This window comes from Cryobacterium sp. MDB2-A-1, assembly GCF_004402675.1.
Classification (GTDB): domain Bacteria; phylum Actinomycetota; class Actinomycetes; order Actinomycetales; family Microbacteriaceae; genus Cryobacterium; species Cryobacterium glucosi.
On the sequence record NZ_SOFK01000032.1, the window covers coordinates 87,646 to 114,448 of the forward strand.

The 26,803-nt window shown below is 68.7% G+C and carries 21 protein-coding genes; 11 read left to right on the top strand and 10 right to left on the bottom strand.

All coding sequences use genetic code 11. The annotated features are described in order from the left end of the window. Window positions 1-133: 133 nt before the first annotated feature. The 4 genes from E3O39_RS13680 to narI are packed head-to-tail and all read left to right on the top strand — an operon-like array spanning window position 134 to window position 7,004. Window positions 134-3,856 carry a nitrate reductase subunit alpha gene (locus E3O39_RS13680; RefSeq protein ID WP_198413441.1) on the top strand — a complete coding sequence of 1,241 codons (3,723 nt, stop codon included), beginning with the start codon at window positions 134-136 and terminating at the stop codon, window positions 3,854-3,856. Then, window positions 3,857-5,545, top strand: a complete 1,689-nt coding sequence (gene narH / locus E3O39_RS13685; RefSeq protein ID WP_134448900.1) for a nitrate reductase subunit beta — start codon at window positions 3,857-3,859, stop codon at window positions 5,543-5,545. Beyond that, complete coding sequence (gene narJ, locus E3O39_RS13690; RefSeq protein WP_134448901.1) at window positions 5,542-6,234, top strand: nitrate reductase molybdenum cofactor assembly chaperone; 693 nt, start codon at window positions 5,542-5,544, stop codon at window positions 6,232-6,234. The genes narH and narJ overlap by 4 nt, the downstream gene beginning before the upstream one ends. Beyond that, entirely contained in the window at window positions 6,231-7,004 is a 774-nt protein-coding gene (gene narI / locus E3O39_RS13695) for a respiratory nitrate reductase subunit gamma (RefSeq protein WP_134448902.1), read from the top strand. The genes narJ and narI overlap by 4 nt, the downstream gene beginning before the upstream one ends. Window positions 7,005-7,210: 206 nt before the next feature. On the opposite strand, the gene E3O39_RS13700 is transcribed toward narI, so the two are convergent. The 7 genes from E3O39_RS13700 to E3O39_RS13730 all read right to left on the bottom strand — a co-directional run bounded on the left by E3O39_RS13700 (window position 7,211) and on the right by E3O39_RS13730 (window position 13,146). Next, a complete protein-coding gene (locus tag E3O39_RS13700) occupies window positions 7,211-8,533 on the bottom strand; it encodes an MFS transporter (RefSeq protein WP_134448903.1) in 1,323 nt (440 codons plus the stop codon). Between the two features lie 169 nt (window positions 8,534-8,702). Beyond that, complete coding sequence (locus tag E3O39_RS13705; protein ID WP_134448904.1) at window positions 8,703-8,942, bottom strand: MoaD/ThiS family protein; 240 nt, start codon at window positions 8,940-8,942, stop codon at window positions 8,703-8,705. Then, window positions 8,942-9,229 carry a DUF6457 domain-containing protein gene (locus E3O39_RS13710; protein WP_174774645.1) on the bottom strand — a complete coding sequence of 96 codons (288 nt, stop codon included), beginning with the start codon at window positions 9,227-9,229 and terminating at the stop codon, window positions 8,942-8,944. Before E3O39_RS13710 ends, E3O39_RS13705 begins: the two co-directional genes overlap by 1 nt. Continuing rightward, entirely contained in the window at window positions 9,226-9,960 is a 735-nt protein-coding gene (locus E3O39_RS13715) for a molybdenum cofactor guanylyltransferase (RefSeq protein ID WP_134448905.1), read from the bottom strand. The genes E3O39_RS13710 and E3O39_RS13715 overlap by 4 nt, the downstream gene beginning before the upstream one ends. 8 nt (window positions 9,961-9,968) lie before the next feature. Further along, a complete protein-coding gene (gene moaC / locus E3O39_RS13720) occupies window positions 9,969-10,514 on the bottom strand; it encodes a cyclic pyranopterin monophosphate synthase MoaC (protein ID WP_134448906.1) in 546 nt (181 codons plus the stop codon). Window positions 10,515-10,528: 14 nt separating this feature from the next. Beyond that, on the bottom strand, window positions 10,529-11,872 hold the full coding sequence (gene glp / locus E3O39_RS13725; protein ID WP_134448907.1) for a gephyrin-like molybdotransferase Glp: 1,344 nt from the start codon (window positions 11,870-11,872) through the stop codon (window positions 10,529-10,531). Window positions 11,873-11,874: 2 nt separating this feature from the next. Further along, window positions 11,875-13,146, bottom strand: coding sequence for a ThiF family adenylyltransferase (locus E3O39_RS13730; protein ID WP_134448908.1), 1,272 nt, complete (start codon window positions 13,144-13,146; stop codon window positions 11,875-11,877). Between the two features lie 216 nt (window positions 13,147-13,362). On the opposite strand from E3O39_RS13730, the gene fdhA reads away from it, so the two are divergent. The 5 genes from fdhA to E3O39_RS13755 all read left to right on the top strand — a co-directional run bounded on the left by fdhA (window position 13,363) and on the right by E3O39_RS13755 (window position 17,698). Continuing rightward, complete coding sequence (gene fdhA / locus E3O39_RS13735) at window positions 13,363-14,577, top strand: formaldehyde dehydrogenase, glutathione-independent (RefSeq protein ID WP_134448909.1); 1,215 nt, start codon at window positions 13,363-13,365, stop codon at window positions 14,575-14,577. Window positions 14,578-14,686: 109 nt separating this feature from the next. Next, window positions 14,687-15,733, top strand: a complete 1,047-nt coding sequence (moaA, locus tag E3O39_RS13740) for a GTP 3',8-cyclase MoaA (RefSeq protein ID WP_134448910.1) — start codon at window positions 14,687-14,689, stop codon at window positions 15,731-15,733. A 9-nt stretch (window positions 15,734-15,742) separates the two neighbouring features. Continuing rightward, the gene (gene fdhD / locus E3O39_RS13745; protein ID WP_134448911.1) at window positions 15,743-16,690 is read left to right on the top strand and encodes a formate dehydrogenase accessory sulfurtransferase FdhD; all 948 of its coding nucleotides are present in this window, start codon (window positions 15,743-15,745) and stop codon (window positions 16,688-16,690) included. 58 nt (window positions 16,691-16,748) lie between these two features. Further along, window positions 16,749-17,234 carry an SRPBCC family protein gene (locus E3O39_RS13750; protein ID WP_174774857.1) on the top strand — a complete coding sequence of 162 codons (486 nt, stop codon included), beginning with the start codon at window positions 16,749-16,751 and terminating at the stop codon, window positions 17,232-17,234. Continuing rightward, window positions 17,234-17,698 (top strand): MarR family winged helix-turn-helix transcriptional regulator, encoded by a 465-nt coding sequence (locus tag E3O39_RS13755; RefSeq protein WP_134448912.1) that lies wholly within the window; start codon window positions 17,234-17,236, stop codon window positions 17,696-17,698. Before E3O39_RS13750 ends, E3O39_RS13755 begins: the two co-directional genes overlap by 1 nt. Here E3O39_RS13755 and E3O39_RS13760 read toward each other — a convergent pair. After that, complete coding sequence (locus E3O39_RS13760; RefSeq protein WP_134448993.1) at window positions 17,695-20,010, bottom strand: FdhF/YdeP family oxidoreductase; 2,316 nt, start codon at window positions 20,008-20,010, stop codon at window positions 17,695-17,697. The two genes, E3O39_RS13755 and E3O39_RS13760, sit on opposite strands and share 4 nt — an antisense overlap. A gap of 224 nt (window positions 20,011-20,234) precedes the next feature. Between E3O39_RS13760 and E3O39_RS13765 the strand changes: the two genes are divergently transcribed. After that, complete coding sequence (locus tag E3O39_RS13765; protein WP_134448913.1) at window positions 20,235-22,619, top strand: glycosyltransferase; 2,385 nt, start codon at window positions 20,235-20,237, stop codon at window positions 22,617-22,619. Continuing rightward, window positions 22,616-23,953: a glycosyltransferase gene (locus E3O39_RS13770; protein WP_134448914.1), complete on the top strand. Its 1,338-nt coding sequence runs from the start codon at window positions 22,616-22,618 to the stop codon at window positions 23,951-23,953. Before E3O39_RS13765 ends, E3O39_RS13770 begins: the two co-directional genes overlap by 4 nt. 21 nt (window positions 23,954-23,974) lie before the next feature. Here the strand turns inward: E3O39_RS13770 and E3O39_RS13775 are convergent, their stop codons facing one another. Both E3O39_RS13775 and E3O39_RS13780 read right to left on the bottom strand, forming a co-directional pair. Then, window positions 23,975-25,498 carry an alpha-N-arabinofuranosidase gene (locus tag E3O39_RS13775; RefSeq protein ID WP_134448915.1) on the bottom strand — a complete coding sequence of 508 codons (1,524 nt, stop codon included), beginning with the start codon at window positions 25,496-25,498 and terminating at the stop codon, window positions 23,975-23,977. A 21-nt stretch (window positions 25,499-25,519) separates the two neighbouring features. Further along, complete coding sequence (locus E3O39_RS13780; RefSeq protein WP_134448916.1) at window positions 25,520-26,740, bottom strand: MFS transporter; 1,221 nt, start codon at window positions 26,738-26,740, stop codon at window positions 25,520-25,522. Window positions 26,741-26,803: the final 63 nt, after the last annotated feature.

Genomic DNA, 26,803 nt, shown 5'->3' on the forward strand with positions numbered 1-26,803 from the left:
GCCCGTGAGACTCGGATGCGAGGGTGGTTGCTGAATCGGCAATGCCCGGCACCGCAAGGGGTATGTCGTGAAAACTCTCAAGAACTCGAGCTTCTCGAAGCGCAAAGCCGGCCAGCCCGACACCAAACCGGGCATCGACGGCCCGATCGCGGACAGCATCCTGAACCTCGGCCGTTTCCTTCGCAGGGGCGAGACCTCGCCGGACCTGCGCTCCCTGTTCCTCGAAGGCGGCAGGGACGCCGACAGCTTCTATCGCGACCGCTGGACCCACGACAAGGAGGTGCGGTCCACCCACGGCGTGAACTGCACCGGCTCCTGTTCGTGGAAGGTGTACGTCAAGGACGGCATCATCACCTGGGAGACCCAGCAGACCGACTACCCCTCCGTCGGCCCTGACTCGCCGGAGTACGAACCCCGCGGCTGCCCCCGTGGCGCAGCATTCAGCTGGTACACCTACTCGCCGACCCGGGTGCGGTACCCCTACGTGCGCGGCGTGCTGCTCAACCTCTACCGTGAGGCGAAGGCACGCCTCGGCGACCCGGTGCTCGCCTGGGCCGACGTCACCGGCAACCCCGAGTCTGCCAAGGCCTACAAGAGCGCTCGCGGCAAGGGCGGCCTGGTGCGCGCGAGCTGGGACGAGGCCGCGGAAATCGTCGCCGCCGCCCACGTGCACACCATCAAGACCTACGGGCCGGACCGGATCGCCGGTTTCTCGCCGATCCCGGCGATGTCGATCGTCTCGCAGGGCGTCGGCAACCGCTTCATCTCCATGCTCGGCGGCACGATGCTGTCCTTCTACGACTGGTACGCCGACCTCCCCGTCGCGAGCCCGCAGGTTTTCGGCGACCAGACCGACGTCCCGGAATCCGCCGACTGGTGGAACTCGTCCTACCTGATCATGTGGGGCTCGAACGTGCCGGTCACCCGCACCCCCGACGCCCACTTCATGGTCGAGGCCCGGTACCGCGGACAGAAGGTCATCACGGTCTCTCCCGACTACGCCGACAACTCCAAGTTCGCCGACGAATGGCTCGCCGTTCACCCCGGCACCGACGGCGCCCTTGCGATCGCGATGGGCCACGTCGTTCTCAAGGAGTTCCTCGTCGACCGGCGGACCCCGCGTTTCGTCGACTACATGAAGCGCTACAGCGACTCCGCCTACCTGATCACGCTCACGAAACGCGGCGACGCCTGGGTGCCCGGCAAGTTCATGACGGCGGATGCCCTCCCCGACACCGAGCCGACGGTCGCGAGCGCGGCGTTCAAGCCGATCCTCCTCGACCAGGACGGCCGCACCGTCATCCCGAACGGATCGATCGGACACCGCTTCTCCGAGACCGACGTCGGCAGGTGGAACCTCGACCTCGAGGGCGTCGACCCGCTGCTCTCGATCATGGACGCGCCGGACTACGACGGCGCATCCGCTTCGGTCGACCTGCCGCGCTTCGACGTGTCGCCGACGACAGACGACGCGGGGGAGCAGCAGGCCGGCGGCGCCGGTATCATCCGCCGCGGCGTGCCCGTGCGGCGCGTCGCCGGCGAACTCGTGACGACCGTCTTCGACCTCCTCCTCGCCCAGTACGGCGTCGGTCGCGACGGGCTGCCGGGCATCTGGCCGACGGGCTACGACGATGCGTCCTCGCCCGGCACCCCTGCCTGGCAGGAGGCCATCACCTCGGTGCCGATGCAGGCTGCTGAACGCATCGGCCGCGAATTCGCGCAGAACGCCGAGGAATCGGGCGGTCGCTCGATGATCCTGATGGGGGCAGGCACGAACCACTGGTTCCATTCCGACACGATCTACCGGGCCTTCCTCGCCCTCACGACGATGACCGGCTGCCAGGGCGTCAACGGCGGCGGCTGGGCCCACTACGTCGGGCAGGAAAAGGTCCGCCCGCTCACCGGCTACGGACAATACGCCTTCGGCCTCGACTGGGTGCGCCCTCCCCGCCAGATGATCGGCACCGGCTTCTTCTACCTCGCGACCGACCAGTGGCGCTACGACGGGCTGTCCGCCGACACCCTCTCGAGCCCGCTCGGAGTCGGTACCTTTGCCGGCCGCACCACCGCGGACTGCCTTGTCGAATCGACGAAGCGCGGCTGGATGCCGAGCTACCCGACGTTCAACCGGAATTCGCTCGACCTCGTCGACGACGCCGTCGCCGCCGGGGTCGACCCGGCCCAGTACGTGGTCGAGTCGCTGGAGGACGGCAGCCTCGCGTACTCGGTCGAGGACCCCGACGCACCGGAGAACTTCCCTCGCGTGATGGTCGTCTGGCGGGCGAACGTACTCGGCTCTTCCGGCAAGGGCAACGAATACTTCCTCAAGCACCTGCTCGGCACCACGAGTGCCGTGCGCGCGCCCGAATCCCCGCCGGAGAAGCGCCCGAAGACGATGAAGTGGCACGAGTCCGCTCCGGAGGGAAAGCTCGACCTCCTCGTGACGAGCGACTTCCGGATGACCTCGACGACCGTCTTCAGCGATGTGGTCCTGCCGCCGGCCACCTGGTACGAGAAGAACGACCTGTCGACGACGGACATGCATCCGTTCATCCACTCGTTCAACCCCGCGATCACGCCGCCGTGGCAGGCGAAGACCGACTTCGACATCTTCCACATCCTCGCGAAGAAGATCTCCGAGCTCTCGGTCGACCACCTCGGCGTGCGCCGGGACATCGTCGCCGTGCCCCTGACGCACGACACCCCCGATGCGATGGCGACCCCGCACGGAACCGTGCAGTACGGCCAGCCGCTCGTGCCCGGCATCACGATGCCCAAGCTCGTCGTCGTCGAGCGCGACTACCCGGGCTTCGCAGACAAGCTCGGCGCACTCGGCCCGCTCACCGCGAAACTGGGCATGGTCACGAAGGGCGTCAAGTTCAATCCCGATGTCGAGGTCGAGTACCTCGGCCGGAAGAACGGTCTCGTCGAGAGCGGCCCCGCTGCCGGCCGGCCGCGCCTCACGACCGCGATCCACGCCTGCGAGATGGTGCTGGCCCTCTCCGGCACCACGAACGGCCGTCTCGGCACCCAGGGCTTCCGGCAGCTCGAGGAGCGCACGGGCATGAAGCTCGCCCACCTCGCGAGCGACAACGAGGGCAGGCGCTTCTCATACCCGGATGTCCAGGGCGCGCCCGTCCCCGTCCTCACCTCCCCGGAGTGGTCCGGCAGCGAGCACGGCGGTCGCAGGTACAGCGCCTTCACGATCAACGTCGAGCACCTCAAACCGTGGCACACGCTGACCGGGCGGCAACACTTCTACCTCGACCACGACTGGATGATCGAGCTCGGGGAGCAGCTGCCGATCTTCAGGCCGCCGCTCGACATGCACCGCCTGTTTGACGACTCGATCGTCGGTTCCACGGCGGCGACCGGTTCGACGGGGTCGAAGGGCCGCGCGGAGGTCGCCGTGCGCTACCTGACGCCGCACTCGAAGTGGTCGATCCACTCCGAATACCAGGACAACCTGATGATGCTCTCGCTGTCCCGCGGCGGGCCGACGATCTGGATGTCACCGCAGGACGCCGACAAGATCGGCGTGCGCGACAACGAATGGATCGAGTCGTACAACCGCAACGGCGTCGTCGTCGCACGGGCCATCGTCTCGCACCGGATGCCGGAGGGCACCGTGTACATGTACCACGCGAAGGACCGCACGATCAACGTACCGATCGCCGAGACGAGCGGCATGCGCGGCGGAACCAACAACTCGCTGACCCGGATCCTGCTCAAGCCCAGCCACCTGATCGGCGGCTACGCCCAGCTGTCCTTCGCCTTCAACTACCTCGGCCCGACCGGGAACCAACGCGACGAGGTCACCGTGATCCGTCGACGCAGCCAGGAGGTTGAGTACTAAATGCGCGTAATGGCCCAAATGTCGATGATCATGAATCTCGACAAGTGCATCGGCTGCCACACCTGCTCCGTGACCTGCAAGCAGGTATGGACCAACCGCACCGGCGTCGAATACGTCTGGTTCAACAACGTCGAGACGCGGCCAGGCCTCGGTTACCCGAAGCGGTACGAGGACCAGGAGAAGTGGAACGGCGGCTGGGTGCGCAACAAGCGCGGACGCCTGAAACTGCGCTCCGGCGGCCGGCTCAAGCGGCTCGCCACGATCTTCAACAACCCCGACCTGCCCGTCATCGACGACTACTACGAGCCGTGGACCTACGACTACGACATGCTCACCAAAGCTCCGCTCAGCACCGAGAGTCCCGTCGCCCGACCCAAATCCCTACTGACCGGCAAGAACATGGACATCAAGTGGTCAGGCAACTGGGACGACGACCTCGGTGGTTCCCAGGAGACCGCGGCGGAGGACCCCATCCTCGCGACGATGAGCGAGCACGTGAAGATGGAGTTCGAGAACACCTTCATGTTCTACCTGCCACGGATCTGTGAGCACTGCCTGAACCCGGCCTGCGTCGCGGCGTGCCCATCCGGTGCGATGTACAAGCGCGAGGAGGACGGCATCGTCCTCGTCGACGAGGATGCCTGCCGCGGCTGGCGGATGTGCGTCTCGGCCTGCCCATACAAGAAGGTCTACTTCAACCACAAGACCGGCAAGGCGGAGAAGTGCACCCTCTGCTATCCGCTGATCGAACAGGGCAAGCCGACCATCTGCTCGGAGACCTGCGTCGGTCGACTGCGCTACCTGGGCCTGATGCTCTACGACGCCGACGCCGTGCTCGCCGCCGCCGCGATCGAGAACGACCAGGACCTGCTCGAGGCCCAGCGCGGGGTGTTCCTCGACCCGTTCGACCCCGAGGTCATCGCCGCGGCGAAGGCGGAGGGCATGGAGGACGACTGGATCCTCGCCGCGCAGAACAGCCCGATCTACAAGCTCATCTCCGAGTACAAGGTCGCCCTGCCGCTGCACCCCGAGTATCGAACGATGCCGATGGTCTGGTACATCCCGCCGCTGTCCCCGGTCGTCGACGTCATCTCGACGACGAACAACGACGGTGAGGACGCCCGCACCCTGTTCGCCGCAATCGACAAGCTGCGCATCCCCGTCGAATACCTCGCCGGGCTGTTCTCGGCCGGAGATGTCGTCCCGGTCGAATCCTCGCTGCGGAAGCTCGCCGCGATGCGTTCGTACATGCGCGACATCAACCTCGGCCGGGACCGCGACGAGTCCATCCCCGAGGCCGTCGGCATGACCGGCACCGAGATCGAAGCAATGTACCGCCTCCTCGCGATCGCCAAGTACGAGGACCGTTACGTGATCCCGAAGGCGCACGTCGAGACGGCGCGCGAGCTCGAGGAGCTCGCGTGCTCGCTCGACACCGACGGCGGCCCCGGCATGGGCGGCCCGACGTCGACCGCCGCAGGGCCCTATGGCAAGACACCGGGAATGCCGTTCAACGCGACGGTCGACAACTACAACGAGATGATCGGCAAGGGCGGGGAGAAGACCAAGCCGACAACGCCCGGCCGGCTCAACCTGTTGAATTGGAACGGCTCGGGGGCGCCGAAGGGCCTGTTCCCGCCGATCCCGCCGATCATTCCGCCCGTCGCCGACACCGGGAGCCCCGCATGAGGCTCCCAAAGCTTCCGCCGCGCACCGTCAGGGCGATTCCGCTCAGTGCGGAGGACGGCGCCATCGCGCACATGGCGGCGTCGATCCTGCTCGACTATCCGACCATCGAACGCCGGGCGCGGTTTGCGGTCGTCGCCGAATCGGTCACGCTGCTGCCCGACCCGCTTCGGCACGCCTTCGAGGCGTTCCTTGGCGCGGCCGACACCATGGACCAGCAGCAGCTCGAGGTGCACTTCACGGCCACGTTCGACCTCAAACGCAAGTGCTGCCCGTACCTCTCGTACTACGCCGCCGGCGACACCCGTCGCCGGGGCATGGCGCTGGTGCGCTTCGTCGAGGCGTATCGCGCGGCCGGCTGGGAGGTCGCGGCGGACGAACTGCCCGACTACCTTCCGATGGTGCTCGAATTCTCGGCGCTCAGCGATTCGCCCATCGCACAGGAGCTGCTGGCGGCACACCGCGACGGGATCGAGGTGCTCCGCACCGCACTCGAGACCATCGAGAGCCCGTACGCGCACGTCGTCGAAGCGGTCTCCCTCTCACTCCCGAGCATCGATGAGGAAACCCGCGAACGCTACCTGAACCTCGTGAACGAGGGCCCGCCGACGGAGACGGTCGGCATGACCTTCCTCGGCAATCTCAAACCATTTTCGCCGTCCGGCATCGCGAGTGAGGAACTCAGGGTATGAACCCGATCGACTTTCTACTGTGGGTGGCGTTCCCGTACGCGGCCATGGCCGTGTTCGTGGTCGGCCACATCTTCCGGTACCGGCACGACCAGTTCGGCTGGACTTCCCGGTCGAGCCAGGTCTACGAGAACCGGCTGCTTCGCTGGGGATCACCGATGTTCCACTACGGCATCCTGATGGTTCTCGGCGGCCACGTCGTCGGGCTCCTGGTTCCCAAGGAATGGCTCGAATTCGTCGGCGTCTCCAATGAGATCTACCACGTCGGCGCGACCTGGCTCGGCAGTATCGCGGCCGTCCTCACCCTCGCCGGGCTTGCGATCCTGATCTACCGGCGGCGGCTGAACACCCGGGTGCTGCTCGCTACAACGGTGATGGACAAGGTCATGTACCTGCTCCTCGGGGCGACCCTGCTGTTCGGGACCACCGCCACCGTGCTGTTTCAGGTGCTCGGTGCCGGCTACGACTACCGCGGAACCATCTCACCGTGGGTGCGCGGGCTGCTCTCGGCCCAGCCGGACCCGTCGCTGATGGCTCATGTGCCGTTCTTCTTCCAGCTGCACGTACTGACCGCGACCCTGCTGTTCCTGCTCTGGCCGTTCACCAGGCTCGTGCACGTGTTCTCGGCCCCGATCGGCTACATCGTGAGACCGTACATCGTCTACAGGTCGCGCGACTCTCACCGGGGATCCGGCGCGCGCAAGGCCCGCCGCGGCTGGGAGAAGAGCGTACTGCCGGCATCCGCCAGGGACAGGGACGACGCTCGCCGCTAGCCGGACCCGCCTCACTTCGCTCCAGAGAAGCGCCCGCACGACACCGAATCGTGCGGGCGCTTCGTCGTCCCCGCTGGTCTTCGCTCATCCCCGTGTTAACTCAGGAAGACCGGGCGGGCGCGACGAAGGCCCCCGCTCCAGAGAGCGGCGGCCTTCGTCGTGGTGGTGCCAGGTGGTGCGCTGAGCCGGCGGCCGGGTGGTGCCGGTCAGCTCGGGTACGGAGCGCCGGGACGTGCGTAGTAGTGCCACGCGAGCCAGGTGCAGAAGACGCAGAAGACCGCGCAGCCGACGAAGAACGCGGTGGGACTGATCGCCGTGAGCGCGATGCCTACGATGAACGGGCCGAATGCCGCGATGGCGCTCGTCCAGGCGATCGCCCCGCCGGCCTGCCGCTTGGGGAAGATCATCGGCATCTGCTTGAACGTGCCGGCGTTCGCAAATCCCGCGAAGGTGAAGATGATGAGCATCCCGGTGAGGAAGCCCCAGAAGTCGGACACGCTGCTCGGGCTGAGGAAGAACGCGGTGACCACGGTGCCGACGGTCATGCCGATACCCCCGATCAGGGTGAAGATCGCGCCGCCCCACCTGTCGCAGAACGGACCGCTGGCCGCGCGCACGAGGGCGCCGACGACGGGGCCGATGAAGGCGAAGGCGAGCGGATTCGGGGCATCGGGAAAGTGCCCGTAGACGTTCAGGATGATCAGGCCCATCTGTGCAGCGAGGCCGCTGTACGCACCGAAACTCATCAGGTAGATGGCCGTCATGATCCAGGTGTGCTTGATCCTGAAGATGTCCATCTGCTGGCGGAAGTTCGCCGTGACCGGGACCCGGCGCAGATAGACGATCGCGAGGACGACGGCGAGGAGTGCCCAGGGGATCAGGACGAGGCCGCCGTTGTGCAGCCAGACCAGGTCGCCCTTGGCGCTGCTCTGAGGGGTGAGCGCCGCGGTGCCGAGCAGGCCGAAGCCGACGACCCACGGCAGCAGCAGCTGCATGAGGCCGATCCCGAAGTTACCGATGCCCGCCTGAAGTCCGAGCGCGGTGCCGGCGAGGCGCTTGGGGAAGAAGTAGCTGGTCGAGGCCATGAATCCGGAAAACGTCCCTCCGCCGATGCCGGCGGAGAAGGCGAGCGCGAGCAGCACCCAGTATGGGGTCGCAGTGTCGCGGGCCGCGAGCGTCCAACCGAGCATCGGCAGGACGAGGAGGGCGGACGACATGGCCACGAGGGACCGGGTGCCCATGATCGGCGGCAGGAACATGAAGACGAGTCGCAGCAATCCGCCGGCGAGTCCGGGGATGGCCACAAGCCAGTAGAGCTGGCCGGGCGCGAGGGAATAGCCGATGTCGTTCAGACGTGGGGCGATCGCGCTCACGAGGTACCAGGCCGCAAAGGCAAGCGTCAGGCTGAAGGTCGTGATCCACAGGGTGCGCCACGCGAGCTTGGGATCCCAGGTTTCTTCATTCTCCGGATCCCAGTTGGAGAGGTCTGGTTTGAGCTTCGACGAGACGAGTGCGGAAGGGACTGACATGTGCTTCCTCGGACTAGGTGGTTTCGGGCCGTGCGGCCCGCGTAACTACCACCCTGACCGTGCGTGCGGACCTCGACAATCGCGGAACACCGTGAAAAATCATTCCCCTCCGATCAGGCCCGGTCAGTCGGATCGTGCCGCTCACACCCGGTCCGCGTCGATCTGCGGTTCAGCCGCCGGCGAAGGGGGGCAACACGTCGACGGTGTCGGTCCCGGCGAGGGGCACCGCGTCATCCGCTGCCCTGATGCCGTTGACCAGCAGGGAACAGCGCGACAGGATCCTGGCGAACTCGGTGCCGTGGCGGTCGGCCAGGAGCGTACGGAGATCGCCGATGCTGGCAACGTCGACGGTCGTGGTCTCAGTGCCCGCGGACTCTGCCACGGCCGCGAAGAAGCGGATGCCGGCCACTAGCGGGTCTCGGTGGGGTGTGTCTTCGCCCACTCGAGGGCCAGCCCGGTGGCGGTGGCGCAGGCCTGCTCGATGTCTGCTGCGGTGCCGCCGTTGCGGGCAGCGGCGAAACCGACGAGGAACGTGCTGAGCGGGGCGGCGGGGCGGGCGACGCCGTGCGCGACGTCGCGGGCGACGTCGAGGAGAGTGCCGACCGGCACGTCGGCCGGATCGAGGTCGAGCCCGGCGGCGAGGACGGCAAGCCAGTCGTCGAGGGCCTCGGGAGGCAGGGGGGTGGAGGTGCTCATGGGGTGTCGCTCCTCGGAGGGGTGGTGCTGACCGGGCTGGGTCCCGACAGGAGCGCGGTGCTCCACTCAACATCCTGCCACGTGTCCACGTCGCGGCTGCTTCCCGAGTCGTCACGGACCCCGACGAGCCGAAGCCCGGACAGGAGGGCGCGCATGCTCGCGCCGTTCGCTGCGGGGCCGAGGCGTGCCGCGGCGTCCCGGAGGGTGCTCGCCCGGTAGAGACCGGCGAGCCACTGGGGGTGACCGTCCGGGTCGGACAGGTGCAGGCCGTCCAGGGCGTCTGTGCCGGTGGTGTTCCTGCCTGCGCGGTCAGCGAGGGCCTGGTCGGCGAGGGCTGCGACGAGGGTGCCGGCGGCATCCGCCGCCCAGGGCAGGTCGCACGCGAGGACGAGCAGCCACTCGGCCGGGGCATCGGCCGGGGCGCCGGCTGAGGTTGCGGGTGAGGGTGCCGCGAGGGCCGCGAGGCCGGCGGCGATGCCCGCGACGGGGCCGCCGAACGGGGGATCCTCGAGCGCCCAGAGCACTCCGGCCGCCTCGGGGCCGGCGGCGACCCGTGCTGACGCCGGCCCGACGACGACGACTCGACGGGCGAGGGTCCGAGCGTCGAGCACCCGGGAAAGCAGTGTGCGGCCCGCGACGTCGACGGCGGCCTTGACGGCGCCGCCGAGCCGGCTGCCGCGGCCGCCCGCAAGCACGATCAGGTCGACCTGAGGGGTGAGGGCTTCAGGCATGGGCGGTCCTACTCCGCGGGGCGCAGCCAGTCGCCGGACTTGCCGCCGGTCTTGCTGATCAGGCGGATGTCCCCGATGCTGACGGACTTGTCGAGTCCCTTCACCATGTCGACGACCGCCAGTGCAGCGATCGACACGGCCGTGAGCGCCTCCATCTCGACGCCGGTGCGGTCGGCCGTGCGGATGGTCGCCGCCACCCGCACGCCGGTGTCTTCGATCGTGAGGTCGACAGCCGCGCCGTGCACCCCGATCACATGGGCGAGGGGGAGCAGGTCCGCGCACTTCTTCGCGCCCTGGATGCCCGCGATGCGCGCGACGGCGAGCACATCGCCCTTGGGCGTCGTGCCGTCGCGCAGCGCGGCGACCACGCGGGGCCCGCAGAACACGAAACCCGCGGCGGTCGCGCTGCGCACGGTCGGCTGCTTCTCGGTCACGTCGACCATCCGGGCCTGGCCGGCGGTATTGAGATGCGTGAACGGCTGCCCGGCCTGCGCATTCGGCGCAGCGTGCCCTTCGGGTCTGGCGGCGGCGGTTTCGTCTCGGGCGGAAGTCATACCACCAGCATGACTCATATCACCAGCATGACCGGGAGCAGGTCGCCCTCAGCCACGGTGTCGGACTCCTCCGGAACGATGGCGAGACCCTCGGCCTGGCCGAGTCCCGCGACGAGGTGCGAGCCGGAACCGCCGGAGGTGGCCGGCCACACGAGGGTCTCCTGGCCACGACGCTCGCAGACGACGGGCATGTACTGCTGGCGGCCGCTCGGTGAGCTCCAACCGCGGGCGACGGTCCCCGTGATCGTCGGACGGGTGGTGGTGCCGTGGCCGCCCATGAACAGGAGCGCCGGGCGTACAAAGGCCTCGAACGAGACGAACGCGCTCACCGGGTTGCCGGGCAGGGCGAACACGATCGGGCCGAGCGCGGCGCTTCCGGCGGAGCCTTTCTTCCCGGTGGTGCTGTTGCTGCCGGTGCCGGCTGCGGGCAGGCGGCCGAAGCCCTGCGGCTTGCCGGGCTGCATCCGCACCGGGCCGAACCACACGCCGAGCGGGGCGAGCACCGCCTTGACGACGTCGTACGCTCCCACGCTGACGCCTCCGGAGAGGATGATCGCGTCGACCGTGCCGATGAGGGAGTCGAGCACGGTGCGCAGGGACTCCTCGTTGTCGGGGACCGCCCCGATCCGGTGCACGACGCCGCCGGCCTGGGCCACTGCAGCGGCGAGCAGGTACGAGTTGGAGTCGGGGATCTGGCCTCGCCGCGCGGGGGTGCCGGGCACGATGAGCTCGTCGCCGGTCGAGATCACCGCGACGCGGGGCGCCGGGTGCACGAGCAACTCAGCGCGGCCGGCGCTCGCGGCTGCGGCGATCCGGGTGGGCCAGAGCGTCGTCCCTGCCCGCAGTATGGTGTCGCCGGCTGCGGCGTCGCTGCCGGCCCTGCGAATGTGGGCTGCCGGCTCCGGCACCCTGAGGATGCCGACCCGGTCGATGCCCCGGTCGGTGTCCTCGATCGGCACGACGGCATCCGCCCCGTCTGGGATCGGCGCCCCGGTCATGATCCGGGCGACCTGCCCGGCGTCGATGCGCGGGTTCTGTGCGGTACCGGCGGCGAGGTCGGCGACGACGGGCAGCACGACCGGGCTCATGGGGGTCGCGGCGAGCAGGTCGGCGCGCCGCACGGCGTAGCCGTCCATCGCCGAGTTGTCGAACGGCGGGGTGTCCGTCGCGCTTGTGACGTCCTCGGCAAGGGCGAGCCCGAGCGCGTGTTCGAGCGGGACCCGGACGGGCTCGAGAATGGGCAACTGCCCCAGGATCCAGTCGAGGTGCTCGGCGACCGGGCTGGCGGATGCCGCGTCAGCGTGCCCGCCGCGCCTCGCGTGATCGTGGTTCCCCGCAGCGCCCTCTGCTACTGCCACGGTCAGCTCCGCGCTTCGACGGACCACTCGGGGGACCAGGTCCCCGACCACTGGGTCGACCACTTCTGGCCGAAACCGGGAGCTCCGCCGTCGGCGACGGCGGCGTCCCAGGCGATGATCCCGCCCTCGAGCAGTGTCAGGTCGGTGAAGCCGTCCGCGGCGAGCGCCGCGGCGGCGCTCAGCGCGCGCGGCCCCTGCGCGCAGTGCAGCACGAGGGGAACGTCGCGCGGCAGCGAAGCCAGGCCCTCCGGGGTGCGCAGCTGGTCGAGGGGGAGCAGCAGTGAGCCGGGCACCGCACTCTCGGCGTGTTCACCCGGCTCACGCACGTCGAGGACGATGAAGTCGTCCGCACCGTTCGCGCGCGCGACCAGGCGGGAGACGAGCTCGGCCGCCGACAGTGTCGGCCAGGTGGGCACGGGGGCTTGCACGTTTGCCGTACCGGAGTCGGTCGCGGCAGCCGCGGCGGCCTTCCTGGCGGCCCGGGCGTGCCCTTCCGCGTCTCCGCCGACGAGCGGTACCTCGGTGAACCGCCCGGAGAGGGCGTCGATCACGAGCACCCGCCCGATCAACGGTGCGCCGATGCCGGCGACGAGCTTGATCGCCTCCGTCGCCATCAGCGAACCGACCTGGCCGCAGAGGGCGCCGAGCACACCGGCCTCCGCGCAACTCGGCACTTCGCCCTCGGCGGGCGGATTCGGGAACAGGTCCCGCAGCTGCACGCCCGCAACGCCGCTCCCTTCGGGCGGGGTGGCCCAGAACACCGAGAGCTGGGCATCGAAGCGCAGCACGGATGCCCAGACGAGCGGCTTCCCCAGTTCGGCGGAGACGTCGTTCACGAGGAACCGGGTCGGGAAATTGTCGGTGCCGTCGATCACGACATCGTACCCGGAGATGAGCGCGCGGGCATTGCCGTGGTCGAGCCGCTCGGCATGCTGAATGACAATGGTCGCCGGGGCGATGGCCGCGATGGACTCCGCGGCACTCACGACCTTCGGCCTGCCGACATCCGCCTGGCCGTGCACGATCTGGCGTTGCAGGTTGCTCGGCTCGACGTCGTCGCCGTCGACGATGCCGATCGTGCCGATCCCGGCCGCCGCCAGGTAGAGCAGGGCCGGGGAGCCGAGGCCGCCCGCGCCGAGCACGAGCACCTTCGCGTTCGCCAGGCGACGCTGGCCGAGCTCGTCGAGCTGCGGCAGGCGGCGTTGACGGGCGGTGCGCACGGATTCGGTCGGGGTGAGCCGGGCGACGGGTTCGACAAGGGGAGGAAGGGCCATGCCCCTTACGCTAGGCGCTCCCGGCGGCCGGCGCATCCGCATCCGCCCAGAGTCTCGGCAACCCCCTTGATATCCCCAGCCGATGGGTGTTTCGTCGAAGACGGCACCACCGAGTAAGCGCCACCCCACAGCGCACCAACTAGCACCACTGCAATCTCGCACGATCGAAACGGCCGTGCACAGAGGATCACTACGCAGAACCTAGGAAGGTATGTAATGACAGGGAACAGAGCAGTTGCCTACAAGAGCCCGGGGCACGTCGAGGTCATCGACATCGACTACCCCACCTTCGAGCTGAAGGACGGGCCCGGCGTCAACCCGGCCAACGTCGGCCGGAAGGTACCGCACGGGGTCATCCTCCGCACGGTCAGCACCAACATCTGCGGCTCGGACCAGCACATGGTCCGTGGACGCACGACAGCCCCGGCCGACCTCGTGCTCGGTCACGAGATCACCGGCGAGGTCGTCGAGACCGGGCCCGATGTCGAGTTCATCAAGGTCGGCGACATCGTGTCGGTCCCGTTCAATATCTCCTGCGGCCGGTGTCGCAACTGCAAGGAGCGCAAGACCGGGATCTGCCTGAACGTCAACCCCGACCGCCCCGGCAGCGCGTACGGCTATGTCGACATGGGCGGCTGGGTCGGCGGCCAGGCCGAGTACGTTCTCGTGCCGTACGCCGACTGGAACCTCCTGAAGTTCCCGGACCGGGACCAGGCCCTCGCGAAGATCATGGACCTGACCATGCTCTCCGACATCTTCCCCACCGGGTTCCACGGGGCGGTGAGCGCCAACGTCGGCGTCGGGTCGACTGTCTACGTCGCCGGTGCCGGACCCGTCGGCCTTGCGGCTGCGGCGTCCGCGCACCTGCTCGGAGCGGCCGCCGTCATCGTCGGCGACCTCAACGAGGAGCGGCTGGCCCAGGCCCGCAGCTTCGGCTGCGAGACGGTCGACCTGCGCAAGGGCGACCCGCAGGACCAGATCGAGCAGATCCTCGGCGTGCCAGAGGTCGACTGCGCCGTTGACGCGGTCGGCTTCGAGGCCCGCGGGCACGGCCAGGCGGCGGGGGAGGAGCGGCCGGCGACGGTGCTCAACTCGCTCATGACCATCACCGCCGCCGGCGGCGCGCTCGGCATCCCCGGGCTCTACGTCACCGGTGACCCGGGCGGGGTTGACGAGGCTGCGAAGGTCGGGTCGCTCTCGATCCGGCTGGGGCTCGGCTGGGCGAAGTCGCTGTCCTTCACCACGGGCCAGTGCCCGGTGATGAAGTACAACCGCAAGCTCATGATGGCGATCCTGCACGACAAGGTGCAGATCGCGAAGGCCGTCAACGCCCAGGCGATCAGCCTCGAGGACGCGCCGCGCGGCTACGCCGAGTTCGACGCCGGCAAGTCCGTGAAATATGTGCTCAACCCGAACGGTTACGTCAAGTAGTGAATCAGTGACGTAAGAGCAACCGTTTCGAGCGGATGCCCGGCCGGGGCCGCCCCGGTCGGGCATCCGTGTCGCGGGGCCGTGGTGACGGAAGATTAGGGTGGAGCGTATGACCGGAAACCCGACACTCACGGACACCCGGGGTCGGCCGTTGCACGACCTGCGGATCTCGGTCACGGACCGGTGCAACTTCCGGTGCGTGTACTGCATGCCGAAGGAGATCTTCGGCCGCGACTTCGCCTTCATGGAACGCGACGAACTGCTCACCTTCGAGGAGATCACCCGGCTCGCCCGGGTGAGCGTCGCGCACGGGGTCGGCAAGATCCGGCTGACCGGAGGGGAGCCGTTGCTGCGCCGTGGCCTCGAAGACCTCGTCGCCGAGCTTGCGGTACTCCGCACCCCGGACGGACGGCCCATCGACATCGCCCTGACCACCAACGGCTCGGCGCTCGCGGTCAAGGCCCAGGCTCTCAAGGACGCGGGACTTCGCCGTGTCACGGTGTCCCTCGACTCCCTCGACGACGCGACCTTCCGGGCCATGAACGACGTGAACTTCCCGGTCGCGAAGGTCCTGCACGGCATCGACGTCGCCGCGGCCGTCGGGCTCGGCCCGGTCAAGGTCAACATGGTCGTCAAGCGCGGCCAGAACGACGGGGACATCCTCGCCATGGCGCGGCATTTCCAGGGCACGCCGGTCATCCTCCGCTTCATCGAATTCATGGACGTCGGATCGAGCAACGGCTGGGAGATGGGCGCCGTCGTGCCGTCCCGCGAGGTGATCGCCCGGATCGACGCCGAACTGCCGCTGGAGGAGATCGCCCCGAACTACACAGGGGAGACCTCGAGCCGCTGGCGGTACCGGGACGGCAGCGGCGAGATCGGGGTGATCTCGAGCGTGACGCAGTCGTTCTGCTCGACCTGCTCCCGCGCCCGGGTGTCGACGGACGGCAAACTCTTCACCTGCCTGTTCGCGACGGAGGGACACGACCTGCGCGCGCTCCTGCGCGGCGGCGCAACGGACGACGACCTCTCCGCCGCCATGGCCGCGGTCTGGCGAGAGCGGACCGACCGGTATTCGGACCTGCGGAGCGCGAAAACGAGCGAACTGCGGGCATCCGGTAAGAAGAAGATCGAGATGTCGTACATCGGAGGGTGACCAGGAACAATGACACGAATCACGGCACGACGAAAGGTTGTCCGGCTCACGGTCGGCGGCCGGAGGACCAGCCGGGAAGACGTGCTCGCCGTCGAGGAGCCGCTCGAGATCCGCGTGAACGGCACCTCGCTCGCGGTCACGATGCGCACGCCCGGCAACGACTATGACCTGGCCGCGGGCTTTCTGGTCTCCGAGGGCGTGATCAGCCGCGGCGAGCATTTCTTCGCGGCGCGCTACTGCGCCGGCGCTACCGTCGACGGAGAGAACACCTACAACGTTCTCGACGTGAGCCTCGCGCCGGGCGTGGCTGCTCCCGACCCGAGCCTCGAGCGGAACTTCCTCACCACGAGCGCGTGCGGGCTCTGCGGCAAGGCGAACATCGACGCCGTGCGCACGCGGTCGGTCTTCACCGTCTCGGACGACCCTGTGCTCCTCGACGCCGAACGCCTCGTCACTTTCCCGGAGGTGCTCCGGGCCGGCCAGCGGGTATTCGAGAAGACCGGCGGCCTGCACGCTGCCGGGCTCTTCGACGCCGCCACCGGGGAACTGCTCGTGCTGCGCGAGGACGTCGGGCGACACAACGCCGTCGACAAGGTGATCGGATGGGCGGTCAAGGAGGACCGGCTGCCGCTGCGTGGAACCGTGCTCCAGGTTTCCGGCCGGGCGAGTTTCGAACTCGTCCAGAAGGCGGCGATGGCCGGCATCCCGATGCTGGCCGCGGTCTCCGCGCCGTCCTCCCTCGCGGCGGAACTCGCCGCCGAGGTGGGCATGACCCTGGTCGGCTTCCTGCGCGGCGACTCGATGGTGATCTATGCGGGCGCCGAGCGGATCACCGGCGGTGGCGGTCGCGCAGCGGAAGATTTCGCCGGTGCCGAGGGTGCTGAGGGTGCCGAGGGTGCTGCGAGTGTTGCGAGTTCTGCCCCATCGGCCCTTGCCGGTTCCGCAGCGCCGAATTAGTATGTGCGCATACTAACTGTCCCGCTGCGAGGGGCAGCTTCGGACGAGAGGTCATCTGATGTGGAGAACTGAGTACACGGCAGACACCAGCGCCACACCCGCCGCGGTCTGGGCGGCGTTTCGGGACATCCACACCGGGGTCGCCGCGGCCGCGGGCGGGGACGTCTTCGAGATGGACGGTGCATTCACCGTCGGCACGGAGTTGAGCGTGACGCCGGTCGGGCAGGACACGTTCCGATCCCGCATCATCGAACTGGCCCCGAACGAACGGTATGCCGACGAGACCACATTCGGCGACGTCGTGCTGACGTTCCGGCACGTGTTCACACCGAGTGACGGCGGCACGCGGGTCACCCACGAACTCGTGATCACCGGGCAGGATGCTGACGAGATCGGACCGGGGCTCGGCCCGGAGATCAGTGCGGACTTCCCCGAGGCGATGGCCGGGCTGTTCGCGCTCGCCGAGGCATCCGCTGACCCTGCTGACCCTGCTGACCCTGCTGACCCTGCTGACCCTGCTGACCCTGAAGACCCTGACCACTGATGCCGGACGCCGAGGAGAGCGGGCTCGACAGCGAGTTCGCGTCCGCGGAGGACAGCACGGGGCTGATGCTGTGGCGGGTCACCAACGCCTGGCAGGCGGCCCAGCGGGCGGCGCTCCGGCCGTTCGGCCTGACCCATGTGCAGTTCGTGCTGCTCGCCTCGCTCGCGTGGCTCGACACGGACGGGCCGACCACCCAGCGGGAACTCTCCCGCCACGCCGGAACGGACCCGATGATGACCTCGCAGGTGCTGCGCACCCTGGAACGGAAGGACCTCGTGGAACGGCGGGGTCACCCGACGGATGCCCGGGCGAAGTCCCTCAGGGTGACAGTGACGGGAGCCGAGCTCGCCCGCCACGCGAACGCGGCCGTGGAAGGCGTCGACCAACGTTTCTTCACTCCGCTCGGCGCCGAGCGGGCGGTCTTCACCGGCATGCTCCGCGTGGTGCTCGGCCCGGCGTCCTAACCGGCCGTCGGGACCGGGGCCTGCTCGTGGGCGATGAAGCGCACCGCCATGGCCTTGTAGCCGGGGGTGTTCGACTCGCGGGCGACGAGTTCGCGGTGCATCAGAGCGTTCGCCTCGGGGAAGTACGCGGCGGCACAGCCGCGCGGGGTCGGGTACACTACGAGCCGGAACTCGTCCGCGCGGCGTTCCTCGCCGCGGAAGGTGCTGATCACATCGACGAGGTCGCGGTCGTGGAAGCCGAGCTCGACGATGTCGTCCTTGTTGATCAGGATGACCCTGCGCCCGTTCGAGATGCCACGGTACCGGTCGTCGAGGCCGTAGAAGGTCGTGTTGTACTGGTCGTGGCTGCGGATGGTCTGCAGGATGAGGTGCCCGGCCGGCGGAGTCAGGTATTCGAGCGGGCTCACCGTGAACCGGGCGCGGCCGATGTCGGTCGCGAAGCTGCGGGTGTCGCGGGGCGGGTTCGGCAGCACGAAGCCGTTCTTCGTCTTCAGCCGGCGGTTGAAGTCGGTGAAGCCGGGGACGACCCGGGAGATGTGGTCGCGGATCAGGTCGTAGTCCTCGCTCATCGCCTTCCAGTCGACGGGGTGTTCGGCGCCGAGGGTCGCGCTCGCCATCCTGGCGACGATGACGGGCTCGGCGAGCAGGTGCTCCGACACGGGATCGAGGCGCCCCTGTGTCGTGCGGACGACCGACATCGAGTCCTCGACGGAGAGCACCTGGCGTCCGCGGGGGTGCTTGTCGTCGGTGTCTGTCCGGCCGAGGGTCGGCAGGATCAAGGAGGTGCGCCCATGCATCACGTGCGAGCGGTTCGGCTTCGTGGAGATGTGGACCGTGAGCCCGACCCGCTGCATCGCGGCCTCGAGCTTCGCGGTGTCCGAGCAGGCGAGGGCGAAGTTGCCGCCGAGGGACACGAACACGTCGACGTCCTCGTTCTCGAAGGCCTCGACCGTCGCGACGGAGTCCAGGCCGTGCGCGCGCGGGCTCACGATCCCGAACTCCGTGTCGAGGGCGGCGAGGAACGCCTCCTTCGGCTTCTCCCAGACGCCCATGGTGCGGTCGCCCTGCACGTTGGAGTGGCCGCGCACCGGGCAGGCGCCCGCGCCCGGCTTGCCGAAGTTGCCCTGCAGCAGCAGCAGGTTGATGATCTCCTTGAGAGTGTTGACCGAGTGCGGCTGCTGGGTCAGACCGAGCGCCCAGCAGATGATCGTGGCCTTCGAGGTCACGAGCATGCTCGCGACCACGCCGATCTGCAGCCGGGACAGCCCGGTCGCCTTCTCGGTCTCCTCCCAGTCGATCTCGCCGCGCGCGGCCCGGTACTCCTCGAGTCCCTGGGTGTTGGCGTCCATGAAGGCCTGGTCGACGACGGAGCCGGGCACGCGCTTCTCCTCCTCGAGGAGCAGGTGGCCGAGGGCCTGGAACAGGGCGAGGTCCCCGCCGACCTTGATCTGCAGGTATTCGTCGGCGAGCGCGGTGCCGTCGCCGATCAGTCCGGAGACGGACTGCGGGTCCCTGAACTTGAACAGCCCGGCCTCGGGGAGGGGGTTGACCGCGACGACCCGTCCACCGTTGTCCTTGCATTCCTTCAGGGCTGACAGCATCCGCGGGTGGTTGGTGCCCGGGTTCTGGCCGACGACGAGGATGAGCTCGGCGTGGTGGATGTCCTCGAGGGAGACGGTGCCCTTGCCGATGCCGATCGTCGCGTTCATCGCCGAGCCGGAGGACTCGTGGCACATGTTCGAGCAGTCCGGCAGGTTGTTCGTGCCGATTGAGCGGGCGAAGAGCTGGTAGAGGAACGCGGACTCGTTCGCGGTGCGGCCGGAGGTGTAGAAGACGGTGCGGTCGGGGGTCGTGGCACGGATCTGCTCGCCGATGAGCTCGAACGCGTCGTTCCAGGAGATCTGCGAGTAGTGCGTGTCACCGGGGCGGATGACGACGGGGTGCGTGATGCGGCCCTGGTTGCCGAGCCAGTACTCGGTCTTCGTCGCGAGCTCGGCGATGGAGTGCTCCGCCCAGAATGCGGGGGTCACCTGGCGCACGGTGCTCTCCTCCGCGACGGCCTTCGCGCCGTTCTCGCAGAATTCGGCCGTCTTGCGGTGACCCTGCGACTCCGGCCAGGCGCAACCGGGGCAGTCTGTCCCGTCGCGCTGGTTGAGCCGGAGCAGGGCCCGGGTGGTGCGGCCGATCCCGGCCTGGGCGACGCCGCGCTCGAGCGCTACGACGACGGCTTCGAGGCCCGCCGCGCTGGTCTCCGGCTTCTTCACGACGAGGGAGTCTTCGTTGATGTCCTGGATCGGGGCGTGACGTGTCATGCCATCCATGATGCTCCTTTTGACTGCGTACCGGCACAACGGCAGCCGTCGCAGGGTCTGAGAACGGCGATGCGTCCTCTCGGGTGATTCCCAGCCCGGAAGGGCGCGCGAACCGGGAAAGTGGCGTTGAATCGACAAGGGGCTTTTGTCCCGGCCCACCGGGCCATTCTCGGCCCACCGGCCGACACCAGCCGCGGCATCGCCGGCAGACAGGGAGTTCGACCATGGGAACGCAGAGCACACTGGATTCGCTCCGGAGCGCGGACTCGATCCTCGCCACGATCATGGCCGCAGACGACCTCACCGTTGCAGCGAGCCGGGACGGCGGCACCAGGGCCGTGCGCCTGCTCGCAGAGGCCGCCGTCGATCCGGCAGACCAGGTCACCGCGATCGCCGCGGTGCACGCCCTCGCCCAGGTCTTCGACGAGACGGCGGACGAGGTCCTCGTCTCCCTCCTCGGGCACGAGCAGCTCTTCCTCCGCGAGCACGCGGCCTGGGCGTTCGGCGCCCGCCTGCCCCGCTTCGACGCGGTCGCGCCCCTGCTCGGGATGGTCATCGACGGCGGTTTCGCCGGGATGATTGCCCAGCGCACCCTCGAGCAATGGAGCGCTGCCGTCGCGGCCCCTGTCGCCCTCGCCGTCGAGGGCGCCCTGCTGGGCGTCACCGAGCCGGGCGCCCGGGCCAGACTGGTCGAAACCATCGGCCAGATCTCGGGGCGCATTCCCGAACGCATGCTGTTCCGCGTCGCCGTCGACCCGGCCGAGGCGACAGAGGTGCGGGCCGCCGCGATCGCCGCGATCGGCGACCGGGGCCTCGCCGATGCCGGTCCCGGCTCCCTCTCGGGCGCCGGCGCGGGTATCGGAACCGGGATCGGAACCGGGATCGGTTCCAACGACACCGGCCTCCGAATCGTCACCGGACTGGCCGCAGGCAGCGGGGTCCTCGCCGAGGTCGCCAGGCTCGCCGTGATCGACCTGACCGTGCCGCGCTACCCGCGGGCACCGTGGAGCAGCGGAACGACCGTCGCCCAGCTCTTCCTGCACGCTGACATCGACGGCGCGCTGACCCGGGTCGGCTCCGGCGACAACGGCGGCATCGCGACCCTGCTGGTCCGGCTCGGGGACGCGCTCGTCTCCGGACAGTCCGGCAGCGGTGCCGGGACTGGTGCCGGTGATGTCGGCCGGGTGCTGACCCTCTCCCGCGGCGGCTTCGCCTCCGCGCTCGACTGCCTGCCCGAGGTCGCGTCTACCCTGTCCGGCCACGCCTTCGCGACGGTTCCCTTCCTTGGCGAGCCCGTCGCCTCCGCCGACGCCTGGTCCCGCCGGATCGCGACCCAGCGCGGCATCCGCCGGGTGCTCCGCGCCGCGGGGCCGGTCGACGCGATCCACCTGCGGATGGCGGACGTGGGCACCCTCGCCGCCTCGACGGTCGCCAGGGAACTCGACATCCCGGTCGTGTTCACCGTCGCGCCGGACCCGCACAGCCTCATCCGCTCGCTCGAGTCCGCCGGTGCCCTCACCCGCGCGACCTTCGGCACGGCCGATGCCGCCGATCACTTCTGGTTCCGCGTCCGGCTCGTGCAGCGCCTCGCAGCGGATGCCGCGCACACGGTGCTCTTCCCCCGGCCAGACCTCGAGCGTGACCTGCACGAGCTCGTCGGCATCGACGTGACGCAGCACCCGGAACGCCACTCGATCGTCGCCGAGGGCATCGACATCGGCGTGATCGAGGCTTCGCTCGTCGACGCCGGGGCGAGCGAGGGCACGCCGGTCGCGGAGGTCGTGGCCGCAGCGTACGCCGAGCCCGACCTGGCTGCCCCGCCCTCGTCCGTGGTTCCCGCCCAGATGAGCGTCGAGGGTGCCCTCGCCCTCGGCCAGCTCGACGAACTCCTCGCAACCCTCCCGCTGGAGCGCCGCGCACTGCCGCTCGCGATCACCGTCGGCCGGCTGCACCGGGTCAAGGGCATGGCAACCCTCGTCGAAACCTGGGCGGCCGACCCGGCGCTCCAGTCCGCCTGCAACCTCCTGATCGTCGGAGGCGACCTCACGGATCCCACTCCGGACGAAGCCGGCCAGCTCGACAGGATCCACGCCGTCGTGCCGCGCGGCGACGCCGCCTCTGCGGGGCTGCTCCTCGCCGGGCACCGCTCCAACGACACTGTCGCCCGCTGGCTCGCCGCCACCCGCCTCGGCCGCACCGGCCTCGCCGCGGCGAACGGCGTGTACGTCTGCGCGAGCATGAAGGAGGAGTTCGGCATCGCGTTGCTCGAGGCGATGGCCGCGGGGCTCACCGTGGTCGCCCCGAACGGCGGGGGACCGGCCACCTACGTCGAGCAGGGAGTGACCGGGTTCCTTGTCGACACCGGGAACCCGGCAGGCCTCGCCACCGGGGTGCGTGAAGCCCTCGATCTCGCGGCCGGCCCCTTCGGCCCCGAATTCGCCGAGCGCGCCATGGCCATGGTCTCCGGCTCGTTCACGATCCAGGCGATGGCCGCGACCCTCTCCGGGGTGTACCGCGACGTCGCAGAAGCGCACGAGCGCCTCAGGGCGGATGCCGGGAACGGCTACGGCCGGGGACTGGCGTCAAACTGGACGCTGAGCGCCTCATGACCCTGCTCATCATCAGCCCCGACTACGCCTCGCACCTGTTCCCGCTCGCGACCCTCGGCACGGCCTGGCAGACCGCCGGGGAACGGGTCGTCGTCGCGAGCGGCCCCGCGACGGCCGGAATCGTCGCCGAGTTCGGCTTCGAACGGGTGAACCTGCAGCTCGGCCGCGGTTCGAACCCCGGCACCATCCGGGCGGAACAGCAGCCGAGCGGTGAGGACGACGCCCTCCGCGGCTTCTTCGCCGCGACGAGGCTCGGCCTCGTGCCGACTCTGCAGTTCCAGGCCGAGGCACGCAGCAACGACCTGCTCTGGAACCCGGTCGAGATCGCCAGGGAGGTACAGCGCATCGTCGCCGAGGTGCGCCCCGACCAGATCATCGTCGACCACCTGGCCTTCAGCGCCCGCCTCGCGCTCGTGAGCGCCGGCATCCGCCACGCCGACGTCGTGCTCGGGCACCCGAGCGCCCTTCCGGTCGGCACCGAGGTCTATGGCTTCCCGTCCTCCTGGCCCGATGCTTTCGCGCCGGAGCCGGACGACCTCGCCGGGCTTCACAGCACCTGCGAGGCGGTGCGCGACACCTTCACCGCCCAGTGGAACGCCGCCCTGCTCGAACTCGACCCGGCGGCCGAGCCGAGCCGCGACGCCTTCACCGAATCCGGCGACGTGCTGATGCTCAACTATCCGGCCGAACTGCACGCACCGGCCCGGACGGCACTGCTGCCGCAGCACGTCTTCCTCGGTTCCGCGGTGCGCGAGGAGGCCCACGACGCCGAGGTCGAGGCGTGGCTCGCCGACGCCGTCGCGGCCGGCGACGACCGTCCCCTCGTCTACGTGAGCTTCGGGAGCTTCCTCTCGGTGCGCGGCGACGTGCTCGCCCGGGTGGCGGATGCCCTCAGCGGCCTCTCCGTCAGGGTCGCCCTCGCGACGGGGTCGACGGACCCCGCCGAGCTCGGCCGGATCCCGGACGCCTGGCTCGTGCGCGGCTTCCTGCCCCAGGTCGCCCTGCTCGGCGCCGCGGACCTCGCCGTCACGCACGGCGGCAACAACAGCGTGACCGAGGCGATGACCGCGGGAGTGCCGCTGCTCGTGCTGCCGTTCTCCACCGACCAGTTTGCCGGGGCCGAGGGCGTCGAGACGAGCGGATTCGGGCTGTCGCTCGCGCCCAACACCGCGACGAGCCTCGAGCTCCGCGCCGCAGTCCTCTCGGTGCTCGGGCTTCCGGCCGGCGACCGCGCGCGTCTCGACGCCCTCAGCGACTCACTGCGGGGCGGCGCGGGCCCGCGTCGGGCTTACGAGGCGCTCACCGCGCTTGCGGCGGTCCCGGCAGCGAGCTGAACCCCGGTCGCTGGCTGCGGGTCAGGCGGTCAGCGAGAACCGCAGAACGCTCACCGAGGCTGCGGGCAGCTCGATGCTCACCCGTGAGACCGGCGTTCCGTCCACCGCGACGGTGGCACGCCGCACCCGGTCGGGATCGCCGGGCGTGTTGTGATCCGTCGGATGGCCGGCGACGAGCACCTCGCGACCCGTGGCGACGACCGCTGATTCGAACTCCAGCTCGATGGTTTTCGGCAGGAGCATGCTCGCGTTGACGAGGTTCACGACCACCTGCCCGTCCTTCACCGACGCGAAGGAGAAGACGTCCGGGTCGCCGTCGCCGAGTCGGAGATCCGCTGCCTCGGCACCCCGATGGTCGCGATACATCATGAAGACGTCGTAATTGGGTGTGAGCACCGTGCTCGGCCCGTCGGTGATGATGAGGGCGTTGAGCACGTTGACCGTCTGGGCGACACAGGCCATGGAGACGAGATCACAGTTCCGATGGAAGATGTCAAGGGTGATCGCCGTGGTGATCGCGTCCCGCATCGTGACCTGCTGGAACAGTGCCGGGCGTTCCGTGAATGCGGTTCGATGCCAGTTGCCCCATTCGCCCACGACCAACTGCACCTCGGTGAGCCGGGTGTCCATGTCGGATTCCGGTTCGGGCATCCGTGCGAGCCCCTCGCGGATGAGCCGCCCCTGCTCGAGGATGACGTCTTCGAGCTCGAGGGAGCCGCGAATCACTCGATTCCAGTCGGCCTCGGTGAAATCAACCGGGGTGTCCTCGGGGTTGTCGAGGTTCCAGTTGTAGAAGTGGAGGTCATAGCCCTGGATGCCCGGCTGCCGGTACTCGGCGAGGCGGTCGAAGAAGTCGCGGGTCCAGGTCACCCGCTCCAGGGGCTTGTTGCCGTCCGGCCCGCTGGCGATCCGGAACAGGTGATCCTCGTCGAAGACGGATGTCTTGAAGGAGGGCATCGCGGTGGCGAACTTCCGGTACTCGTCTGCGTACGCGCCCGGGGTCATGAAGCCGCCGCCGGCCCAGACCTCGTTGCCGATGCCCCAGTACTTCACCTTGTATGGCGTGACGGATCCGTTCGTGGCACGCTCGCGCGCAGCATCCGTTTCACCCTCGCGGTTGCAGTACTCCATCCACTCGCGCATCTCACTGGTCGAGCCGGACATCAGGTTGATATTGAGCCACGGTTCGGCATCGATCAGGCGGCAGAAGTCCATGAATTCGTCAGTGCCGAATTCGTGCGTGTCGACCTCGAAGGTGGCGAAGTTCTCGTTGTAGCCGACCGGCCGTTCGCTGCGGGGGCCGATGCCATCGCGCCAGTGATAGGTGTCGGCGTAACACCCGCCCGGCCAGCGCACGAGCGGCGGCCTGAGCGCCTTCATCGCGTCGATCACCGCGGAGCGGAACCCGCGAATGTTGGGGATTTCAGAATCTTCGCCCACCCAGATTCCGTCGGTGATGCACGAGCCGAGGAACTCAATGAACTGGCCATGCACGGCGGGGTTGATGGTGCCCGCGGTGCGGGCCGGATCAATGGAGATGAGCACGGGGAGACCTTTCGGGCAGCGTTATCGCACGGACTTGATACGCAGGATGAACAAGCACCCGACAACGACCAGGACGATAGCCGTTGGAAACACAAGCTGATACGACTGGGTGACGGACACGATGACGGAGGTGAGGATCGGGCCGGCCATCTGGCCGAGGGTGGTGCCGATGTTCAGGAATCCGAGGTTCCTGCCGGCATTCTCGTCCTTGGGGAGGACGTCGACGTTGAGCGCCTGGTCCACCGAGCCGTACATTCCGTAGCCCAGGCCGCCTCCGATCGCCGCGAAGAGGATCATGCTGAGCACGCTCGGGAAGATCCAGGGCAGGGCGTAGCCGATGGCCAGGAGGATGCTCGCGCCGACGACGGGCAGCTTGCGGCGCCCGAGCCTGTCCGAGATCGGACCGGCAGTGAGCGCGGCGACGAACGACACGATCATCAGCAGGATCGACATGGTGCCGATCGTGGCTGCCGAATTCTCCGTGGACAGGCCGATGTAGTCCTGGAGGATGTACAGCTGGTAGTTCAGGATCATGTAGTAGCTCAGGATGACGAGGGAGCGTCCTGCAAATGCGCGGTAGAAGTCCGGTGCGTTGCGCGGCGGTCGGAACGACCGCAGAATCGACGCGAAGTCCTTTTCCAGCACGGGAAGGTCCTGTGCGGACTTCTCGCGCGGCCAGAGTATGACCGCCGCCAGCCCCGAGATCGCCATGACCACACCGGAAATGACGAAGCCGGGGAGGACAGAGGTGATGAAGACGGCGCCGATCAGTGTTCCCACGGACTGGCCGACGAGCGTGCCCGCCGAGATGAACGCCGACATTGTTCCGCGCATCGACTCGGACACCCGGTCGGCGAGTGACGCCATCACCGGGGCGATCATCATGTTCAATCCCACCATCGCGAGGCAGTAGCTGACGCCGATGAGGAAGGCGTTGGGCAGGACGCCGATGAGGAACAGCGTGATTCCGGCCAGGACTCCGCCGGACAGGATCCACGGTGCTCTCCGGCCGAAGACTGACCGGGTGCGGTCCGAGAGGTTGCCGACGATGAGGTTGCTGATCAGGGAGACCACCGCGGTTGCGGCGTTGAGGACGCCGAAGACCGCTTCCTTGGAATCCGGTGCGATCTCGGCCAGCCGCTGCGGCAGGAGAACGGAGGCTACGATCCCGAGTGCGGTCATCCAGAGCAGGGAGAAGAAGAAGAAGCCCGCCGAGAAGCGGATGCGATGACGGGGTGTCATAGCCCGACCCGTTTCGGGGGTGAGAGTGCTGGTGGCTGTGATGATGATCCTCTTTGACCTGTC